The following is a 20302-nucleotide window of genomic DNA, read 5'->3' as shown; positions in this document are numbered from 1 at the left end:
GGACTCCCACCCCCGCCACCGACGCCCCCGGCCACCCCGATTCCGCAGGAGGACCACGCCGTGACGCCGCTCGACCCGCCCGGCCGCACCACCCGTACCGTGCCTGCCACCTTCCTGGCGGGCCCGGACTCCCCCCAGCGCGAGCCGTCGACGGCGGCCCGGCGGGCCGAACCGCGGCCCCCGGCGTCCGCCGCCGCCCCCGTCCCCGCCCCCGCCCCCGACGGCCCGGCCGCCGCGCCGGCCGGAGCACTGCGGCTGCCCGAGGCGCCACTGCCGCCGGCCGAGGTGGACCGGCTGGTCGCCGGCCTGCACCACGACCCGCACGGCCTGCTCGGCGCCCACCCGGTGCACGGCGGCACCGCGATCCGGGTGCTGCGCCCCTTCGCGGAGCGGGTGGTGGTGGAGACCGCGCACGGCCCGGCCGAGCTCACCCACCAGCAGAACGGCCTCTTCACCGGCCTGCTGGCCGGCGCCGGGGTGCCCGAGTACCGGCTGCTGGTGACCTACCCCGGCGGCGAGCCGCTCCGGCAGCACGACGGCTACCGCACCGCGCCCACCCTCGGCGAGCTGGACCTGCACCTGATCTCCGAGGGCCGGCACGAGCAGCTCTGGCGGGCGCTCGGCTCGCACGTGCGCACCGTCGACGGGGTGTCCGGCACCGCCTTCGCGGTCTGGGCGCCGAACGCGGTGGGCGTCCGGCTGATCGGGGACTTCAACCACTGGGACGGCACCGCGTACCCGATGCGCTCGCTCGGCTCGTCCGGAGTCTGGGAGCTGTTCGTGCCGGGCCTGGCCGAGGGCGCCCAGTACAAGTACGAGATCCGCACCCGGCAGGGCTGGGTACTCGACAAGGCCGACCCGCTGGCCCGGGCCGCGCAGTGCCCGCCGGGCACCGCCTCGGTCGTCACCTCCTCCGCCTACCGCTGGCAGGACGGCGAGTGGATGGCCCGCCGGGCCCGCGCCGCGCACCACCGGTCGCCGATGTCGGTCTACGAGCTGCACCTGCCGTCCTGGCGGCCCGACCTCACCACCTACCGAGCGATCGCCGACGAACTACCCAAGTATCTCAAGGAGTTGAACTTCACCCACGTGGAGCTCATGCCGGTGATGGAGCACCCGTTCGGCGGCTCCTGGGGCTACCAGGTGTCCGGTTACTACGCCCCCACCGCCCGGCTCGGCAGCCCGGACGACTTCCGCCACCTGGTCGACACCCTGCACCGGCACGGCATCGGGGTGATCGTCGACTGGGTGCCCGCGCACTTCCCCAAGGACGACTTCGCCCTCGCCCGCTTCGACGGCGAGCCGCTGTACGAGCCGGCCGACCCGTTGCGCGCCGAGCACCCCGACTGGGGCACCCTGGAGTTCGACTACGGCCGGACCGAGGTGCGCAACTTCCTGGTCGCCAACGCGGTGTACTGGTGCGAGGAGTTCCACATCGACGGCCTGCGGGTGGACGCCGTCGCCTCGATGCTCTACCTCGACTATTCCCGCGAGGGCGGCGCCTGGACGCCCAACCGGTACGGCGGCCGGGAGAACCTGGACGCGGCCGCCTTCCTGCAGGAGATGAACGCCACCGTCTACCGGCGCTGCCCCGGCGTGGTCACCATCGCCGAGGAGTCCACCGCCTGGGACGGCGTCACCCGGCCCACCGACGGCGGCGGCCTGGGCTTCGGCCTGAAGTGGAACATGGGGTGGATGCACGACTCGCTGGTCTACATGTCCAAGGAGCCGGTGCACCGCAAGTACCACCACAACGAGATCACCTTCTCGATGGTGTACGCCTACTCCGAGAACTACGTCCTGCCGATCTCGCACGACGAGGTGGTGCACGGCAAGCAGGCGCTGGTGTCCAAGATGCCCGGCGACTGGTGGCAGCAGCGCGCCAACCACCGCGCCTACCTGGGCTTCATGTGGGCCCACCCGGGCAAGCAACTCCTCTTCATGGGACAGGAGTTCGCCCAGGGTGCGGAGTGGGACCACGAGCAGGGCCCGCAGTGGTGGGTACTCGACGAGCAGGCGTGGCCGGCCGCCCAGGAGCACCTCGGGGTGCGACGCCTGGTCCGCGACCTCAACCGCCACTACCTCGACGCCCCCGCGCTCTGGGAGCAGGACACCACCCCGGACGGCTTCCGCTGGCTGGACGGCGGCGCGGCCGAGGACAACCTGCTCTCCTTCGTCCGGTACGCCGCCGACGGCACCCCGCTGGTCGCCGTCTGCAACTTCTCCCCCGTCGTCCGCCACGGCCACCGGGTCGGACTGCCCGCCCTCGACGGCCGCGAGCAGCTCTGGGAGGAGGTGCTGAACACCGACGCCGAGACCTACGGCGGCGCCGGCATCGGCAACTCCCACCCGGTGAAGACCGAGTCCGTCCCCTGGAACGACCAGCCCCGCAGCGCCGAACTCGTCCTCCCCCCGCTCGCCACCCTCTGGCTCCGCCCGGCCTGACCGGGGCCCGGCCGGCGCCGAAGACCGATTCCGGCGCCGGCCGCACCGGGCCTCCACCGGGACCTCCGGCCCTTGCCCCCCTCGGGTGCCTCTGCTCGCGAACAGGGGTTCGCAGTGCGAAGGTATGGTCGATATGACCACTTGCTGAGACGAGGGACGGAGAGACCCACGTGGCGCGCAGCGTGTACGTGACCGGGATCGACCGGGGGGACGGCCGGCAGGCCGTCGAGCTCGGGGTCATGGAACTGCTCACCCGCCAGGTGGACCGGGTCGGGGTGTTCCGGCCCCTGGTGCACGCCCACGCGCCCGGCGAGCGCGGCTCCGACCACGTCGTCGAGCTGCTGCGCACCCGCTACCGGGTCGACCTGCCGGCCGCCGAGCTCTACGGCCTCACCTACGAGGAGGCGGCCGCCCTCCAGGCCGCCCAGGGCCAGGACGAGCTGGTCTCCACCCTCGTCGACCGGTTCCGGGCGCTGGAGCGGCGCTGCCAGGCGGTACTGGTGCTCGGCACCGACTTCGCGGACACCAACATCCCCGACGAGCTGGCCTTCAACGCCCGGCTCGCCAACGAGTTCGGCGCCGCGGTGCTGCCGGTGGTCGGCGGCCACTCGGAGGACCCGGCGGCCGTGATCGCCGAGGTCCGCAACGCCCACCGCGCCTACACCGACCTCGGCTGCGAGACCCTGGCGATGGTCGCCAACCGGGTCGCCCCCGGCGCCAAGCAGCGGATCCAGCGCACGCTCACCGAGAAGCTGCCGATCCCCGCCTACGTCATCCCGGAGGAGCCGGCGCTGGCCGCGCCGACCGTCGCCCAGCTGGTCGAGGCCACCGGCGCCGAGGTCCTGATCGGCGACGCCGCCGGCCTGGCCCGCGACGTCCGCGGCTTCGTCTTCGGCGGCGCCATGCTGCCGACCTTCCTGGACGCGCTGACCGAGGGCGCCCTGGTGGTCACCCCCGGGGACCGCGCCGATCTGGTGATCGGCTCGCTGGCCGCGCACGCCGCGGGCGCCCCGCCCATCGCCGGCGTGCTGCTGACGCTCGGCCAGCACCCCGGCCCGAACGTGATGGCGCTGGCCGCCCGGCTGGCCCCCGGCACCCCGGTCGCGGTCGTCCCCGAGGGCAGCTGGATCACCGCCGCCGCCCTCACCCATCTGGAGGGCAAGCTCTCCGCGGCCAGCCCGCGGAAGGCCGAGATAGCCCTCGGCCTCTTCGAACTCCACGTGGACACGGCCGAGCTGACCACCCGCATCGAGGTCGGCCGGACCGAGCGGGTCACCCCGATGATGTTCGAGCACGCGCTGCTGGAGCGGGCCAGAGGAGGGCGCCGGCACGTCGTCCTCCCCGAGGGCACCGAGGAGCGGGTGCTGCGCGCCGCCGAAGTCCTGCTCCGCCGCAACATCTGCGACCTCACCCTGCTCGGCGACGTCGACGCGGTGCGCCGCAAGGCCGCCGCCCTCGGCATCGACCTCCCGCAGACCGGGGCGGACCAGGCGGCCGACGGGGTCCACGTCCGGATCGTCGACCCGGCCACCAGCCCGCTGCGCCGGCAGTTCGCCGAGCTGTACGCCAGGCTGCGCGCCCACAAGGGCATGACCGTCGAGCTGGCGCTGGACGTCGTCACCGACGTCAGCTACTTCGGCACCCTGATGGTCCAGGAGGGCATCGCCGACGGCATGGTCTCCGGCGCGGTGCACTCCACCGCCGCCACCATCCGGCCCGCCTTCGAAGTGATCAAGACCGCGCCGGGCGCGGCCATCGTGTCGAGCGTCTTCTTCATGTGCCTGGCCGACAAGGTGCTGGTCTACGGCGACTGCGCGGTCAACCCCGACCCGGACGCCCAGCAGCTCGCCGACATCGCCATCCAGTCCGCCGCCACCGCCGCCCAGTTCGGCGTCGAGCCCCGGGTCGCGATGCTCTCCTACTCCACCGGCACCTCCGGCTCCGGCGCCGACGTCGACAAGGTCCGCAAGGCCACCGAGCTGGTCCGCGCCCTGCGGCCGGACATCCTGGTCGAGGGCCCGATCCAGTACGACGCGGCGGTGGACGCCCATGTCGCGGCCACCAAGCTGCCGGGCTCGCCGGTGGCCGGCCGGGCCACCGTGCTGATCTTCCCCGACCTCAACACCGGCAACAACACCTACAAGGCGGTCCAGCGTTCGGCCGGCGCGGTGGCGGTCGGCCCGGTCCTCCAGGGACTGCGCAAGCCCGTCAACGACCTCTCGCGCGGCGCGCTGGTCGAGGACATCGTCAACACCGTCGCGATCACCGCCATCCAGTCGCAGGAGCACGGCGGCCGGCCCGGCCCCACCGTCCCGCCGCAGGACGGCACCGAAGGAGTCCGGGCATGAGCGAAGGCACCCGCGTCCTGGTCCTGAACGCCGGCTCCTCGTCGGTGAAGTACCAGCTCATCGACATGCTGGACGGCGCCCGACTGGCCTCCGGCCTGGTCGAGCGGATCGGCGAGGCGAACGGCCGACTGGTGCACACCGCGCGCTCCGGCCAGAAGCGCGAGGCGCTCCAGGTCTTCCCCGACCACTTCGCCGCCCTGAAGGCCGTCGCCGAGGAGCTCGCCGCCGACGACATCGGACTGGACTCCCCCGAGCTGGCCGCGATCGGCCACCGGGTGGTCCACGGCGGCCTGCGGTTCACCGAGCCGACCGTGATCACCGACGACGTGCTCAAGGAGATCCGCCGGCTGATCCCGGTCGCCCCGCTGCACAACCCGGCCAACATCACCGGTATCGAGGTGGCCCGCGCGCTGCGCCCGGACCTGCCGCAGGTCGCCGTCTTCGACACCGCCTTCCACGCCTCGATGCCGGAGTACGCGGCCCGGTACGCGGTGGACCGGGCGGTCGCGGACCAGCACCGGGTGCGCCGCTACGGCTTCCACGGCACCTCGCACCAGTACGTCTCGCGGGCCACCGCCCGACTGCTCGGCAAGGACCCGGCCGAGGTGAACGTGATCGTGCTGCACCTGGGCAACGGCGCCTCCGCCTCGGCGGTCGCCGGTGGCCGCTGCGTGGACACCTCGATGGGCCTGACACCCCTGGAGGGCCTGGTGATGGGCACTCGTTCGGGTGATGTCGACGCGGGCGTGGTGTTCCACCTGCACCGGGTGGGCGGGCTCTCGATCGACGAGATCGACGACCTGCTCAACCGCCGCAGCGGCCTGCTGGGGCTCTGCGGCGACAACGACATGCGCGAGATCATGCGGCGGGCCGAGGAGGGGGACGCGGACGCCCGGCTGGCGTTCGACGCCTACATCCACCGGCTGCGCAAGTACATCGGCGGCTACTACGCGGTGCTCGGCCGGGTCGACGCCATCGCGTTCACGGCCGGCGTCGGCGAGAATGCGGCTCCGGTGCGGGCAGCGGCCACGGCCGGGCTGGAGGAGCTGGGCATCGCGGTGGACCCCGAGCTGAACTCGGTGCGCTCCGGCGAGGCCCGGATCATCTCGCCCGCCTACGGCCGGGTCGCGGTCGCCGTGGTACCCACCGACGAGGAACTGGAGATCGCGCGACAGGCCTTCGCCCTGGTGCACCGGCAGTCCGGGCAGTCCGGGGGCTGACCCACCGTCGTCTCACTCCTCGGAATCCTTCGTCGGCGATTCCTCACGCTTCGGGCCGAATGCACATATAACACGAACGGATAGACTGATCCATATGCGCCGAGCGAAAATTGTCTGCACCCTGGGTCCGGCCACGGACTCCTACGAACAGCTGAAGGCCATCGTCGAGGCGGGCATGAACGTCGCCCGACTCAACATGAGCCACGGCACCCACGCGGACCACGAGGAGCGGTACCGAAAGGTCCGCCAGGTCTCGGAGGACACCGGCAAGGCCATCGGCGTCCTTGCCGACCTCCAGGGTCCCAAGATCCGCCTGGCCACCTTCGCCAACGGTCCGGTGACCGTCGACAACGGTGACGAGTTCATCATCACCACCGAGGACGTCCCCGGCGACCAGCACATCTGCGGGACCACCTACAAGGGCCTGCCCGGCGACGTGAAGCCCGGCGACCCGATCCTGATCAACGACGGCGTCATCGCCCTGGAGGTCGTCAGCGTCGACGGCCCGCAGGTGAAGACCGTGGTCGTCGAGGGCGGCGTGCTCTCGAACAACAAGGGCATCAACCTGCCCGGCGCGGCCGTGAACGTGCCCGCCCTGTCCGAGAAGGACAAGGACGACCTGCGCTTCGCGCTGGAGCTGGGCGTCGACATGGTCGCCCTCTCCTTCGTCCGCAACGCGGCCGACATCAAGGACGTCCACGAGGTCATGGACGCGGTCGGCATCCGGGTGCCGGTCATCGCCAAGATCGAGAAGCCGCAGGCCGTCGAGGCCATGGAGGAGATCGTCCTCGCCTTCGACGCCATCATGGTCGCCCGCGGCGACCTGGCCGTCGAGTACCCGCTGGAGCGGGTGCCGCTGGTCCAGAAGCGCCTGATCACGCTGGCCCGCCGCAACGCCAAGCCGGTGATCGTCGCCACCCAGATGATGGAGTCGATGATCCACGCCTCGCGCCCGACCCGCGCCGAGGTCTCCGACGTCGCCAACGCGATCCTGGACGGCACCGACGCGGTCATGCTGTCCGCCGAGTCCAGCGTGGGCAAGTACCCGATCGAGACGGTCCGCACCATGAGCCGGATCGCCGAGAAGGCCGAGGAGGAGCTGCTCTCGCAGGGCCTCCAGCCGCTGAACCCGGGCCGCAAGCCGCGCACCCAGGGCGGCTCGATCGCCCGCGCCGCGTGCGAGCTGGGCGACTTCCTCAACGGCAAGGCGCTGGTCGCGTTCACCAAGTCCGGTGACACCGCGCGCCGGCTCTCCCGCTACCGCTCGCCGATCCCGGTGATCGCGTTCACCCCGGACAACGCCACCCGCAACCAGCTCTCGCTGAGCTGGGGCGTCGAGGCGCACGTCACCGAGCAGGTCGGCTCCACCGACGAGATGGTGGCCCAGGTCGACCGCGAGCTGCTCAAGATCGGCCAGCTGGACCAGGGCGACACCGTCATCGTCACCGCCGGCTCGCCCCCCGGCGTCCCCGGCAACACCAACATGGTCCAGGTCCACCACCTGGGCACCCGGAGCGAGTGACACCCGGTCCGTGAAACGCCCGTGGGGCGGTCCCTCCTCGACGGAGGGGCCGCCCCACGGGCGTTTCACGGCACACCGGCCTACTTGTTGCCGACGTAGGGCTTGTCGTCGTTGAAGAGCTGCATGCCGGGGATCTTCAGCGTGCCGCCGAACTGCCCGGACTGGATCGCGGTGACACCGGTCATCTGCATCCAGAGCGGGATCTCCAGCTTGCCGATCAGGTCGTACAGCCACTGCGGCAGCGGACCGTCGGGGGTGAGGGTGAGCTCGCCGAGGTCGATCGGGATCGGGATGCCGAGCACCTGGGACAGGTGGCCGGAGAGCTTCTCCACGTACATCGTGACCGGGCCCTGGCGCATGGTGGAGACCGAGCCCGGCGCGCCCTTGACGTGGAAGGTCTTGCCGTTGCCCTCCAGCGTCGACATGTCGAGGTTCTCGATGTCCACGCTCTCGACCACGAACTTCAGCACCCGCTTGGTGGTGGTCGGCGTCTGGACGTCGACCACTCCCATCAGGACGGCGTGGTTCAGGGTCAGCCGGCTGGTCTGCAGGGTCCAGTTCTGGTCCGGGACGAGGATCGGGTTGTCCGGCCTCGCGCCCGCGGCCAGGCCCTTCATCGGGACCAGGCAGTTCGGGTCGGCGCTCGGCGAGGACGAGGCGGACCGCGAGGACGACGCGGTCGGGGTGGCCGAACCGCCGGCCTTGGCACCCGCGGACGGCTTGGCGGTGCCGCTCGCCCTGCCGCTCGGGGTCGGCGCGGCGGACGGGCTCTGCGCACCCGACGGGACGGCCGGCGGCGTCGTGGCGGCGGCGGACGGCGGCGCGGGTGCGGTGGGCGTCCGGGTGCCCGCGGCCGCGGCGGCCGGGGCAACCGCGGCGGGCGCGGCGGGCGTCGACGGCGTCGGGCTCGCGGTGGTCGCGGACGCCGACGGGCTCGGTGAACCGCTCGGGAGGATCAGGTTGGTGATGCCGCCGACGATGTCGCCGATCAGCCCGGCCTGGACGACCCCGCCGGAGCCGCCGGTGGTCGCGGACCTGACGGGGCCCGACGCGGGCGTCGACGCGGGCGTCGTGGGTGTCGTCGGGGTCGCCGGCGTCGTGGCAGCCGTCGTGGGCGCGCTCGTCGGACCGCTCGACGGCGCGGCGGTCGGCGAGGCGGTCGGCGCGGCCGGCGTGGTGGCGGGCAGCGGCACGGACGGGCCGGGCAGCGGCGGGGGCAGCTCGCTCTTGGGCACGGGTGTCTCCGCCACCGTCGGCGGCTGCGGGGCGACGTCGGGCGCCGTCGCGCACGGCTTGCCCGCGGCGGTCTCGGCGATCGCGGCGTTCGGCGTGTAGGCGGCGGCCATCAGCAGGGCGGTCGGCACCGCGGCCATCGCCAGCGCGCGGCCCCTGAGCCGGACCCGGACGGGTGTGCGGGGCGCCGCGTGCCGCGCGGAACGCTGCTCCGGCAGGCCCGGACCGCCCTGCTGCTCCTGCGAGGCGGTCACCGTGCCTCCTTCTGCTCACCGCTCTGCTGCGGCGGGACGTCGGCGGCGGCCGGGGCCGACGGCCCGGCCTGCGCGGGGACGACCGGCAGCGGCGCGGTGGCGGGCTCGGCGGCGGCGTTCTCGGTGGTGGCGGGCGCGGTGGGCTCGGTGGCCGTCGACGCGGCGGTGCCGGCCTCGGCGGCCCGGGCCTCCTCGGGCGGGTTCGGCGCCCAGGCGAGCATCAGCCCGCCGCCGATCAGGCCCGGCAGCAGCGACAGCCCGAATCCGGAGAGGTTGGAGACCGGGACCGAGATCAGGGTGAGCAGGGTGGTGGCGACACCCGCGAAGAACCGGACGGCCGGCTGGAACCAGGCGGTCAGCCCCAGCACGATCAGCAGGACGCCGATGATCAGCGACCCGGCGCCGCCGGTGGTGGCCATCTGCACGGTCATGCCGCTCAACGACAGCTTGGCGTACGGGAAGTACATGATCGGAACGCCGGCGATCATGGCCAGCAGGCCGCCGTAGAACGGCCGGGACCGGCGGAAGGTACGGAACACCCGACGCACCCACTGGGCGGGGTTCTCGTGCTCGGCGGGCCGGAACTCGGCAAGGGCGCTGGACACGGTGCAGCTCCTCGATGGTGTGAACGAGGCGAAAAACGGGAGGGGGAGGACCGGGAGCGGCGCGCGCACCGCCCCGGCCCCCCGGGTACCGCGGTCGGCGGCGGGCCCGGAGCCCGCCGCCGGTCAACGGCCTAGAAGCACTCGTGCCCGCCGTCGGTGTGCAGCGCGAGCTTCAGGCCCTGGAGCTTGAAGGTGCCGGCCGAGGTGGCCCAGGCGGTCTGCTGCACGTTCGACAGGTCGGCCTTGTCGGCGGCCTGGGCGAAGCCGGTGCCGCCGGAGGGCAGACCGGTGCCGAGCCGGGACTTCCAGCCCTGGGTGGCGGTGCCCTTCAGGGTGGAGGCGTCCTGGCCGATGTTGATGTTGGTGAAGGTGGCGTCCGCGTTGAGCTGGTCGAGGTCGATCAGCAGGTTCTTGGCGCTGACCTGCTTCTCCGGGTCCTCGCTGTTGCCGGCCTCGAGGCGCAGGGTGATCTTCGGCAGCTTCCACGGCAGGCCGGGGATGATGTTCGGGTCCGTCACCACCGACTGGCACAGGCCCTTGATCCGGGCCTCGTCGAACGCCGAGACGGCGACCGGGTGCGGCGTGCCGTTGGACTCGGCGTCGATCGAGCCGAACTGCGCGAAGTTCGTGCCGTGCAGCTCCTGGGTGGAGACCTTGAAGTTCTGGCCGGAGACGCTGAACGAAGCCGCCAGCGCGTTGTTCGCCAGCGCGACGCCCACCGCGGCGGTGGCCGCGAGGCTGGGCACCATCACGAGGGCGAAGCGCTTCCAGCGGGTCTTGCCGTAGGTCTGGGACATGCGAGTCCTCCTTCTAGGACGTACATCTCCGGCTCCCCGGCGGTGCGTCCCGCACCGGTGGGGGCCTGGGATGGGAGAGAGCTACGTCCTCGGTAGCGGAGAGCGCCATGGGTGCCGTCGGACGCGGGAGCGGCCGGCACACAGCGGCACTCCCGTCCCTTCACCGACCACCCCTGCGGGGCGGCGGGCAGGACCGACGACATCGGCGATCACCCCCGAGCGACAACCAGCGACCGCGCGGGCCGCGCGGCCGGATCGAAGGACAGGAACCGCCGTGGGACCGCGGATACCCCCCTGCCCTCCCACCGTCGGCCGGGGCCGACGGCGCACCCGGTGGGGATTCCTCGCTCCTCCCGCCGACCGGCTTGTCGGGGGCCGGAGTCTGGGACCGGGCGTCGCCGATGCTGCTTGAATCCCGGGCGAAGCACAAGGGGTTCATTACTGACGGGTAATCCAACATCGGATGGCGGCGATCATGGAATTGGCCCCCCGCGCACCCAGAGTGATGAATTGAAGGAACCGTGAGGACGAAATCCACCGGAAACACCAGCGAAACACCCGTGGACGGTCACCTGAAGTGACCGTCCACGGGTGTTGTCAAGATTTGGTAAACCTCTGACACGATGACCGGATTGTCGCCAAATCACCAGCGACACCGCAGGTCATCCGCCGTGCCAGGAAAGGGCCGGAAGGAGCCCGGCGAGGGCCGTCAGAACAGGACGCGGGCCAGCGCGCCGCGCGCCGCCGTCACCCTCGGGTCCTCACTGCCGATCACCTCGAACAGCTCCAGGAGCCGGAGTCGGACGGTGTCCCGGTCCTCGCCGAAGGTCCGCCCGACGGTGGCCACCAGGCGCCCGAAGGCGTCCTCGACATGACCGCCCACCAGGTCCAGGTCGGCCGCCTTCAACTGGGCCTCGACGTCCTTCGGGTCGGCCGCGGCCGCCGCGCGGACCGTCGCCAGGTCCAGCCCCTCCACCCGGCGCAGCAGCTCCGCCTGGGCCAGGCCGAGCTTGGCCTCGGTGTTGCCCGGCTCGTCGACCAGCACGTTCTGGTACGCCTGGATGGCACCGCCGAGGTCCCCCCGGTCCAGCGCCTCGTGCGCCGCCGCCAGGGCCGGGTCCTCCGGCAGGTACGGGCCGGCCTCGCCCGGCGCCTCGGCCGGCGCCCCGGCGCCGCCCACCACGCCGAAGCGCTGCTCGGCGACCAGGATCAGCTGGTCCAGCACCTTGCGGACGTTGGCCTCGCTCTCGGCACCCTGGAACAGTGGCACCAGCTGGCCCGCCACCACGGCCATCACGGCCGGAACGCCCTGGATGCCGAACTGCTGGGTGAGCAGCTGGTTGGCCTCGACATCGATCTTGGCGAGCACGATCCGGCCCGCGTACTCCTCGGCCAGCCGCTCCAGCATCGGGCTGAGCTGCTTGCAGGGCTCGCACCACTCGGCCCAGAAGTCGATGACCACCGGCACTTCGGTGGAGCGCTGGACGACCTCGGTCTCGAAGGTGTCCTCGGTGACATCGATGACGAGCGGGTACGCGGACGGGTCCGGGGCGATGCCGGCCTCCGCCTGGCGGGCCCGCTCGGCCCTGGCCTGCTCGGCCTTCTGGGCAGCCTCGCCGGCTGCCTTCACTGCGGCGAGGTCGACCGCACCGCGCAGAGCGGAGCTGTTGAGACGCGAATTCCGTGGCTGCATGGCACTATCCTCCCCCGTCCGTGCTGCTGGCGGGCACCAACCTCCGGAAAGTCGCACCACGCGGGCTGCGCGGCACCGATTCCCGAGGTGGACGACCCGTCCCCCGGTAGCCTGAACCGTTCGGCGCGGATCCCCATCCGCACCCGCGCCGCCCCCGTCCCACGGGGTCGCGGCGCCTGGTTGTCACTGCTTTCGCTACGAGTCGTAGCGTAACTGGACCGAGGGCCCCCGCCGCAACCCCGTCGGAGTGTCCCGGGACGTGAGCTGCCCCACTTTCGCGACCACCCCGGCTGACCCGGACGACGAACAGTCGCTACCGTTACCTGCCCCACCCAAGTTACTTACCAGTACATCGCAAGGAGGCCCGGTGCCGGCCCCCCAGTCCCCCGCGACCCCGGCGCGCCCGGCGGGCCGTGAAGACCCCGCAGGGGCCCCGGAGAGCCCCGACGGCACCACCGCCCGGGCCAAGGGGCGACCGCGCAGCGCCGCCGCCGACACCGCCATCCTCGGCGCCACCCGCGAGGCCCTGGCCGAACTCGGCTGGGGCGGGCTGACCATGGGCCACGTGGCCGCCCGCGCCAAGGTCGCCAAGACCACCCTGTACCGCCGCTGGCCCTCCAAGAACGAGCTGGTGGTCGACGCCGTCGCCACCCTCTTCGACGAGCTGGTGATGCCCGACCTCGGCAGCCTGCGGGCCGACATCGAAGCCGTGGTCGCCCAGTTCGCCGATCTGCTGGCCCGCCCGGAGACCCAGGCCGCCCTGCTCGCACTGTTCGCCGAGGGCACCCGGGACCGGCAGCTGCACCAGCGGATCCGGGAGGCGATCGTCGACCCGCAGAAGCGCCTGGTCCGACAGGGCCGGGCCGCCGCCCAGGCGCGCGGCGAACTCGCCCCCGACGACGACCCGACGACGGCCGCCGAGGAGATCGACATCATCTTCGACACCATCGCCGGGACGGTCGAGCACCGGGTACTGGTCAGCGGCGAGCCGATCACCGCGGGCTGGATCAGCCGCTTCACCGATCTGCTGCTCGGCCCGTTCCCGCACCTCGCCGCGGGCTGACCGCACGCCGAGAACCGCCCCGCGCGAAGAGCGTGCGGGGCGGTTCTCGGCACCATCGGCAGGACGTGCGCGGGGCGGCTCAGAAGCTGGCGGTCTCCCGGTAGACGCCCCACTCCTCGCGCAGCGCGTTGCAGATCTCGCCCAGGGTCGCCTCGGCCCGCACCGCGTCCAGCATCGGCGGGATCATCGAGGCGCCCGAGCGCGCCGCCGCGAGCATCGCGTCCAGCCCGGCCCGCACCGCCGCCTCGTCCCGCCCGGCCTTGCGCTCGGCCAGGACGCGGACCTGCTCGCGCTCGACCTCGTGGCTGACCCGCAGGATCTCCAGCTCCGGGGTGACGCTGCGCGGGTGGCAGTTGACCCCGACGACCCGCTTCTCGCCCTTCTCGACCCCCTGCTGGTACTGGAAGGCCGCCTCGGCGATCTCGCCGGTGAAGAAGCCCTCCTCGATCCCGCGCAGGATGCCGGAGGTGATCGGGCCGATCTCGTGGTCCTCGCGGCCCTTGTCCAGGATCCGCCGGAAGATCGCCTCGGCCTGCTCCTCGATCCGGTCGGTGAGCGCCTCGACGTACCAGGAGCCGCCCAGCGGGTCGGCCACGTTGGTGATGCCGGTCTCCTCCATCAGCACCTGCTGGGTGCGCAGGGCGATCTCGGCGGCCTGCTCCGAGGGCAGCGCCAGGGTCTCGTCCAGGGCGTTGGTGTGCAGCGAGTTGGTGCCGCCGAGCACTGCCGAGAGGGCCTCGACGGCGGTGCGGACCACGTTGTTGTACGGCTGCTGGGCGGTCAGCGAGACACCGGCGGTCTGGGTGTGGAAGCGCAGCCACTGCGCCTTGTCCGTCCGGGCACCGAAGCGGTCGCGCATCCAGCGGGCCCAGATCCGGCGCGCGGCACGGAACTTGGCGATCTCCTCGAAGAAGTCGAGGTGGGCGTCGAAGAAGAAGGAGAGGCCGGGCGCGAAGACGTCCACGTCCAACCCCCGGGACAGGCCCAGCTCGACGTAGGCGAAGCCGTCCGCCAGCGTGTACGCCAGCTCCTGCGCGGCCGTCGACCCCGCCTCGCGGATGTGGTAGCCGGAGACCGAGAGCGGCTTGTAGGCCGGGATGCCCTCGGCGCAGTAGGCCATCAGGTCGCCGATCAGGCGCAGGTGCGGCTCGGGAGCGAAGAGCCACTCCTTCTGCGCGATGTACTCCTTGAAGATGTCCGTCTGCAGGGTGCCGTTGAGCACCGCGGGGTCGACGCCCTGGCGCTCGGCGGCGACCAGGTACATGCAGAAGATCGGGACGGCCGGGCCGCTGATCGTCATCGAGGTGGTGACCTCACCGAGCGGGATGCCCTTGAAGAGCACCTCCATGTCGGCGGCCGAGTCGATCGCCACACCGCAGTGGCCGACCTCGCCGAGCGACTTGGCGTCGTCGGAGTCGTACCCCATCAGGGTGGGCATGTCGAAGGCGACCGAGAGGCCGCCGCCGCCCGCCTCCAGGATCATCCGGTAGCGCTCGTTGGTCTGCTCGGCGTTGCCGAAGCCGGCGAACTGGCGGATGGTCCACGTCCGCCCCCGGTAGCCGGTGGCATGCAGCCCCCGGGTGTACGGGTACTCGCCCGGCCAGCCGATCCGCTCGAAACCCTCGACCGGCTGCCCCGCGGGCGGGCCGTAGACCGGCTCGACCTCGTCGCCGGAGAGGGTGGTGAAGTCCGCGTCCCGCTTGCGGGCGCTGTCGTACCGCTGCTGCCAGCGCTGCCGTCCGCGCTCGATCTCCTCGGCGTCCATGGCCCCGAACTCCGCTCCGTACGGCCGCCATGGCACATGGGCGGCACAGCTGTTAGGACGTCCTGCCAATTTACTCGGACGTCCTAGTAATTGTCGATGGCGACAGTACGGGCAGGACGGGCGGCATGGTCGGCACGGGCGGACGAAACGCCGAAGACCCCCCTTTCCCGCGCGGGGAGAGGGGGGTCTTCGCAGGCCGCGCGATCAGGCGCCGACGGGCTCCGGGGCGACGATCAGCGGCGCGACCTCGCGCGACACCGAGCGCTCGACGAAGAAGGCGGCGGTCGGGACCACGCCCGCCAGCAGCACCCAGGCCAGCTTGCCGATCGGCCACTTCGCCTTGGTGCCCAGGTCGAAGGCGAACACCAGGTAGACCACGTACAGCCAGCCGTGCGCGATGCCGACTGCGGTCGTGAAGCCGGCCGCACCCGAGACGTCGAGCACGTACTTGGCGATCACACCGGCGGTCAGCAGCACCAGAAGGACGCCCGTGACATACGCCATGGCCCGGTAGCGGGTCAGCACACTCTGCTTCATGGCATCGAGGGTAGCCGTCTTCACGGCTACTCCTTCGCAGCCCCCTCGTCCGGCTCGGTGAAGTCCCCGGCGGCGATCCGCAGCGGCCGGAGCAGTTCGAACACCTGGCGGCACTGGTCGGCGCCGTACTCCTCCAGACCGAACTCCATCGCCATCAGCTCCCGGGTGGCGTCCTCCACCACCTCGCGACCGCGGGCGGTGATGCTCGCGAGCACCCCGCGGCCGTCCAGTGGATTGGGCCGGCGGGCGACCAGGCCGGCCCGCTCCAGGCGGTCGACGGTGTTGGTGACGCTGGTCGGGTGGACCATCAGCCGCTCGCCGATCTTGGACAGCGAGAGCTCCCCGGTCCGGCTGAAGGTGAGCAGCACCAGCGCCTCGTAGCGGGCGAACGTCAGCCCGTACGGCTTGAGCACGGCGTCCACCCGCGCGAGCAGGATCTGGTGGGCGCGCATGATCGAGGTGATCGCCGCCATCGAGGGGACTCCGCCCCAGCGGCGGGTCCACAGCTCGTCGGCGCGGGCGATCGGATCGAAGTCGAGTGCGAGGGGCTTGGCCACGCCTCTTACCGTACCGGCGGGCGCTCCGGGTGTTACCAGGCGTCCTGATGGTGGACAAGCGCGACACGTGGCGGGATCACGCCAGCGGGACGCCCAGGTCCGTACCAGGACATTGCGGGGGTGTGAACCACCGCCAATCGCCCTCCGTCGGGGCGCGGTTGGCCACCGAGTGGGCGTTCGGCCCGCAGTCAGGCCTCAGTTCGGACGGTAACCCGCTGCAAGGCGGGGTGATTCGACCGGTTTGTCGCCCCGTTTACCTTCCGCCGGGCTGGCGAGACCTGGCCAATCGATGAACAAGACCTGTCATTTCACTTGTTGGATTGTCATGCTTTCGGCCAGCCCCGTCCGGCAGGCCACCGCCCCACTCACCGGTGGCCCCGCCGCTCGAACGCACGGAGCAGCACGTCAGCGCCCGTTCCGCCCCTCAGGTGTCAACCCCGACACCCCGGGACGAGGCGCGCCCGCACACCCGCGGTTTCCCGGAAGGACCCTGTACGTGAAGCGAAAGCTCGCAGCCGGCGCCGTACTCTCCGCCACCGCCCTCCTCACCGGCGTCATCCAGGTGAGCACCGCCGCCCAGGCCACCCCGACCCCCTCCGCGCAGGCCCAGGCCTCCCAGCAGCGCGAGGCCGTCCTCGCCGTGGCGAAGGGTCAGGCCGACCCGCTGGCCAAGGCGCTCGCCCTCGGTGGCCAGGAGAAGCTGGTCGCCAAGGACGCCGTGGTGGACGCCGACGGCACCCGCCACCTCCGCTTCGAGCGCACTTTCGCCGGCCTGCCCGTCCTCGGCGGCGACCTGGTCGTGCACCAGGCCGCGGGCGGTGCGGTCAAGGCCGTGGACAAGGCCGTCACCGCGTCGATAGCCGTGCCGAGCCTCACCCCGGCCATCCCCGCCGACAAGGCGGCCGCGCAGGCCTCCGGCGCCGTGCAGGCCACCGTCGGCATCACCGCCGACAAGGACGAGTCGCCGCTCACCGAGGTCCACCAGACCGGCGCCGCCCAGCTGGTGGTCTGGGCCGCGGACGGCAACCCGCGCCTGGCGTACCGGACGACCGTCGAGGGCGTCCGCGCCGACGGCACCCCGTCCAGCCAGCTGCTGGTCACCGACGCCGCCACCGGCGAGGTGCTCTCCACCCACGAGCAGGTGCAGACCGCGACCGGCTCCGGCAACGGCGTCTTCGTCGGCAGCGTCCCGCTGACCACCTCCACCGCCACCGGCGGCTACTCGCTGAAGGACGCCTCCCGCGGCGGCCAGTCCACCGTCGACTTCAAGAACCGGACCTCCGGCTCGGGCACGCTGTACACCGACGCGGACAACGCCTGGGGCGACGGCACCGTCTCCAACGGCCAGTCGGCCGCGGTGGACGCGCAGTTCGGCGCGGCGGCCACCTGGGACTTCTACAAGAACACCTTCGGTCGCAGCGGCATCAAGAACAACGGCGTCGGCGCCACCAGCCGCGTTCACTACGGCAAGAACTACGTGAACGCGTTCTGGAGCGACCAGTGCTTCTGCATGTCGTACGGTGACGGCGCGAGCAACACCCACCCGCTGACCGAGATCGACGTGGCCGGCCACGAGATGACCCACGGCGTCACCTCCGCCACCGCCGGCCTGAACTACTCGGGCGAGTCCGGCGGCCTCAACGAGGCCACCTCGGACATCTTCGGCACCATGGTCGAGTTCTACGCCAACCTCGCCACCGACAAGCCGGACTACCTGATCGGCGAGGAGATCGACCTCAACGGCGACGGCACCCCGCTGCGCTACATGGACAAGCCCTCCAAGGACGGCGGCTCGGCCGACTCCTGGTCCTCCGGCGTGGGCAGCCTGGACGTCCACTACTCCTCGGGCGTCGGCAACCACTTCTTCTACCTGCTGGCCGAGGGCAGCGGCGCCAAGACCATCAACGGCGTCAGCTACAACAGCCCGACCTCCAACGGGTCGACGGTGACCGGCATCGGCCGGGACAAGGCCGCCGCGATCTGGTACCGCGCGCTGACCGTGTACTTCACCTCCACCACCAACTACAAGGCCGCCCGCACCGGCACGCTGAGCGCGGCGTCGGACCTCTACGGCGCCGGCAGCGCCGAGTACAACGCGGTGGCGGCCGCGTGGAGCGGCGTCAACGTCAACTGACGTCCGTACCAAGGACGCCCGGGGCCTCACTGGGAGGGGAGGCCCCGGGCGTTCGCGCGTCCGCACCGGCGCGGGGGTGGATCCGGCTCCGTAGCAATCCGCGCGGCGGGCGACAAGGGCGGCCGCTGGCGGGATCCCGCCAGCGGGACGAAGCACTCGAAGCGGTCATCCGCCGCACCCGAACCACGCGTACCGGCAGCTGGCGAGACCTGGCCAATCGCCGGTGGCGCCCTGTCCTTTCACGAACTGCATTGTCATGCTTCTGACCAAGCCCCGTTCGACAGCCGTCGCCCCCACCCACCGACCGGCCGTCAAGGACCGCACGGGAGCAGCACGTCAGCGCCCTACCGCCCCACGGCGCCAACCCCGGCGCCCCGGTATGCGGCGCGACCGCGCACACGCGGTTTCGTGGAAGGAACCCCGTACGTGAAGCGAAAGCTGACAGCCGGAGCCGTACTCTCCGCCACCGCCCTGCTCGCCGGCGCCATCCAGGTCGCCGCCGCCCCCGCCCAGGCCGCCGCCCCCTCGGTGGTGCAGCAGCGCGACGCGCTGATCACCCTGGCCTCCGGCGAGGCCGCGCCGCTCGCGCAGGCGCTGGCCCTCGGCGGCCAGGAGCGGCTGGTCGTCAAGGACGCCGTGGTGGACGCCGACGGCACCCGCCACCTGCGCTACGAGCGGACGCTGGGCGGTCTGCCGGTCCTCGGCGGCGACCTCGTGGTGCACCAGAAGGCCAACGGCTCGATCACCTCGGTGGACCGGGCCTTCGGCGGGCAGCTCGCGCTGCCGAGCCTCACCCCGGCGCTCTCCGCCGACAAGGCCGGCGCCCAGGCACTCGGCGCCGTCCGGGCCACCGTCGGCATCGCCGCGGACAAGGACGAGTCGGCGATCAGCCGGGTCGACGGCGCCGACGCGGCCACCCTGGTGGTCTGGGCGGCCGACGGCACCCCGCGGCTGGCGTACCAGACCGTGGTCCGCGGCGAACGGGCCGACGGCACCCCGAGCAGCCAGCGGCTGGTCACCGACGCGGCCACCGGCGAGGTGCTCTCCACCCACGAGGAGATCCAGACCGCGACCGGCAGCGGCAAGGGCGTCCACGTCGGCTCGGTCACCCTGACCACCACCCAGAGCGGCACGAGCTACCAGCTCAAGGACGCCTCGCGGGGCAACCAGTGGACCGGCAACGCCGCCAGCGGGAACGCGCTCTACACCGACGCGGACAACGTCTGGGGCAACGGCCTCGCCTCCAACACCCAGTCCGCCGCGGTGGACGCCCAGTTCGGGGCCGGCGCGACCTGGGACTACTACAAGAACAAGTTCGGTCGCAGCGGCATCAAGAACAACGGCGTCGGCGCGAGCAGCCGGGTCCACTACGGCTCCAACTACGTCAACGCGTTCTGGAGCGACTCCTGCTTCTGCATGACGTACGGCGACGGGTCCGGCAACGCCAACCCGTTGACCGCGATCGACGTGGCCGGCCACGAGATGACCCACGGCGTCACCTCCGCCACCGCCGGGCTGGTCTACTCCGGCGAGTCCGGCGGCCTCAACGAGGCCACCTCGGACATCTTCGGCACCATGGTCGAGTGGTACGCCAACCTGCCGAGCGACGTGCCGGACTACCTGATCGGCGAGAAGCTCAACATCAACGGCAACGGCACCCCGCTGCGCTACATGGACAAGCCCTCCAAGGACGGCGCGTCCAAGGACTCCTGGTACTCCGGGGTCGGCAACGTGGACGTCCACTACTCCTCGGGCGTGGCCAACCACTTCTTCTACCTGCTGGCCGAGGGCAGCGGCGCCAAGACCATCAACGGCGTCAGCTACAACAGCCCGACCTCCAACGGCTCCACCGTCACGGGCATCGGCCGGGACAAGGCCGCCGCGATCTGGTACCGCGCGCTGACCGTGTACTTCACCTCCACCACCAACTACAAGGCCGCCCGCACGGCGACCCTGAAGGCGGCGGGGGACCTCTACGGCACCACCAGCACCCAGTACGCGGCGGTGGCCGCGGCCTGGAGCGCGGTGAACGTCAACTAGTGCCGCATCAAGCAACGTTCGCCCTGGCGACGACTGCGCGTAGGCGTTCGTCGGCGGCGTGCTTGTTCCGCCAGATGATGTAGCGGCGG

Annotated in this window: 14 protein-coding genes and 1 pseudogene; 7 read left to right on the top strand and 8 right to left on the bottom strand. The window is 72.0% G+C overall.

Annotation, left to right across the window (positions count from 1 at the left end; translation table 11 throughout):
* The first annotated feature begins 60 nt into the window (after positions 1-60).
* From glgB to pyk, 4 genes are all read left to right on the top strand, one after another.
* Positions 61-2445 (top strand): 1,4-alpha-glucan branching protein GlgB, encoded by a 2385-nt coding sequence (glgB, locus tag AB0J08_RS24655; RefSeq protein WP_360638199.1) that lies wholly within the window; start codon positions 61-63, stop codon positions 2443-2445.
* A 170-nt stretch (positions 2446-2615) separates the two neighbouring features.
* Positions 2616-4793 carry a phosphate acetyltransferase gene (pta, locus tag AB0J08_RS24650; RefSeq protein WP_360638196.1) on the top strand — a complete coding sequence of 726 codons (2178 nt, stop codon included), beginning with the start codon at positions 2616-2618 and terminating at the stop codon, positions 4791-4793.
* Positions 4790-6013 carry an acetate kinase gene (locus AB0J08_RS24645; protein WP_360638193.1) on the top strand — a complete coding sequence of 408 codons (1224 nt, stop codon included), beginning with the start codon at positions 4790-4792 and terminating at the stop codon, positions 6011-6013. Before pta ends, AB0J08_RS24645 begins: the two co-directional genes overlap by 4 nt.
* A gap of 94 nt (positions 6014-6107) precedes the next feature.
* The gene (pyk, locus tag AB0J08_RS24640; protein WP_360638190.1) at positions 6108-7535 is read left to right on the top strand and encodes a pyruvate kinase; all 1428 of its coding nucleotides are present in this window, start codon (positions 6108-6110) and stop codon (positions 7533-7535) included.
* A gap of 80 nt (positions 7536-7615) precedes the next feature.
* On the opposite strand, the gene AB0J08_RS24635 is transcribed toward pyk, so the two are convergent.
* From AB0J08_RS24635 to AB0J08_RS24620, 4 genes are all read right to left on the bottom strand, one after another.
* Positions 7616-9022: a hypothetical protein gene (locus AB0J08_RS24635; protein ID WP_360638187.1), complete on the bottom strand. Its 1407-nt coding sequence runs from the start codon at positions 9020-9022 to the stop codon at positions 7616-7618.
* On the bottom strand, positions 9019-9627 hold the full coding sequence (locus AB0J08_RS24630; protein WP_360638184.1) for a DUF6114 domain-containing protein: 609 nt from the start codon (positions 9625-9627) through the stop codon (positions 9019-9021). Before AB0J08_RS24630 ends, AB0J08_RS24635 begins: the two co-directional genes overlap by 4 nt.
* A gap of 131 nt (positions 9628-9758) precedes the next feature.
* A complete protein-coding gene (locus AB0J08_RS24625) occupies positions 9759-10424 on the bottom strand; it encodes a DUF6230 family protein (protein ID WP_360638181.1) in 666 nt (221 codons plus the stop codon).
* A 709-nt stretch (positions 10425-11133) separates the two neighbouring features.
* Positions 11134-12117 carry a tetratricopeptide repeat protein gene (locus AB0J08_RS24620; RefSeq protein ID WP_360638178.1) on the bottom strand — a complete coding sequence of 328 codons (984 nt, stop codon included), beginning with the start codon at positions 12115-12117 and terminating at the stop codon, positions 11134-11136.
* 502 nt (positions 12118-12619) lie between these two features.
* Here AB0J08_RS24620 and AB0J08_RS24615 point away from each other — a divergent pair.
* Positions 12620-13180, top strand: a complete 561-nt coding sequence (locus AB0J08_RS24615) for a TetR/AcrR family transcriptional regulator (protein WP_360638353.1) — start codon at positions 12620-12622, stop codon at positions 13178-13180.
* A 79-nt stretch (positions 13181-13259) separates the two neighbouring features.
* On the opposite strand, the gene AB0J08_RS24610 is transcribed toward AB0J08_RS24615, so the two are convergent.
* From AB0J08_RS24610 to AB0J08_RS24600, 3 genes are all read right to left on the bottom strand, one after another.
* On the bottom strand, positions 13260-14945 hold the full coding sequence (locus AB0J08_RS24610; RefSeq protein WP_360638175.1) for a methylmalonyl-CoA mutase family protein: 1686 nt from the start codon (positions 14943-14945) through the stop codon (positions 13260-13262).
* Between the two features lie 204 nt (positions 14946-15149).
* On the bottom strand, positions 15150-15482 hold the full coding sequence (locus tag AB0J08_RS24605) for a DUF3817 domain-containing protein (protein ID WP_360638172.1): 333 nt from the start codon (positions 15480-15482) through the stop codon (positions 15150-15152).
* 26 nt (positions 15483-15508) lie between these two features.
* On the bottom strand, positions 15509-16039 hold the full coding sequence (locus AB0J08_RS24600; RefSeq protein ID WP_360638169.1) for a MarR family transcriptional regulator: 531 nt from the start codon (positions 16037-16039) through the stop codon (positions 15509-15511).
* 496 nt (positions 16040-16535) lie between these two features.
* Between AB0J08_RS24600 and AB0J08_RS24595 the strand changes: the two genes are divergently transcribed.
* Together AB0J08_RS24595 and AB0J08_RS24590 are read left to right on the top strand one after the other, a co-directional pair.
* Positions 16536-18173 (top strand): M4 family metallopeptidase, encoded by a 1638-nt coding sequence (locus tag AB0J08_RS24595; RefSeq protein WP_360638166.1) that lies wholly within the window; start codon positions 16536-16538, stop codon positions 18171-18173.
* Positions 18174-18599: 426 nt separating this feature from the next.
* A complete protein-coding gene (locus tag AB0J08_RS24590) occupies positions 18600-20213 on the top strand; it encodes a M4 family metallopeptidase (RefSeq protein ID WP_360638163.1) in 1614 nt (537 codons plus the stop codon).
* A gap of 7 nt (positions 20214-20220) precedes the next feature.
* On the opposite strand, the pseudogene AB0J08_RS24585 reads toward AB0J08_RS24590, so the two are convergent.
* Positions 20221-20302 (bottom strand): annotated as a pseudogene (locus AB0J08_RS24585) (transposase); the annotation flags it as partial.

Origin of the sequence: Kitasatospora sp. NPDC050463, from assembly GCF_040655255.1 — a bacterium.
Classification (GTDB): Bacteria; Actinomycetota; Actinomycetes; order Streptomycetales; family Streptomycetaceae; genus Kitasatospora.
Note: the sequence above shows the minus strand (reverse complement) of the source record. Positions and strands in the feature narration are given on the sequence as shown.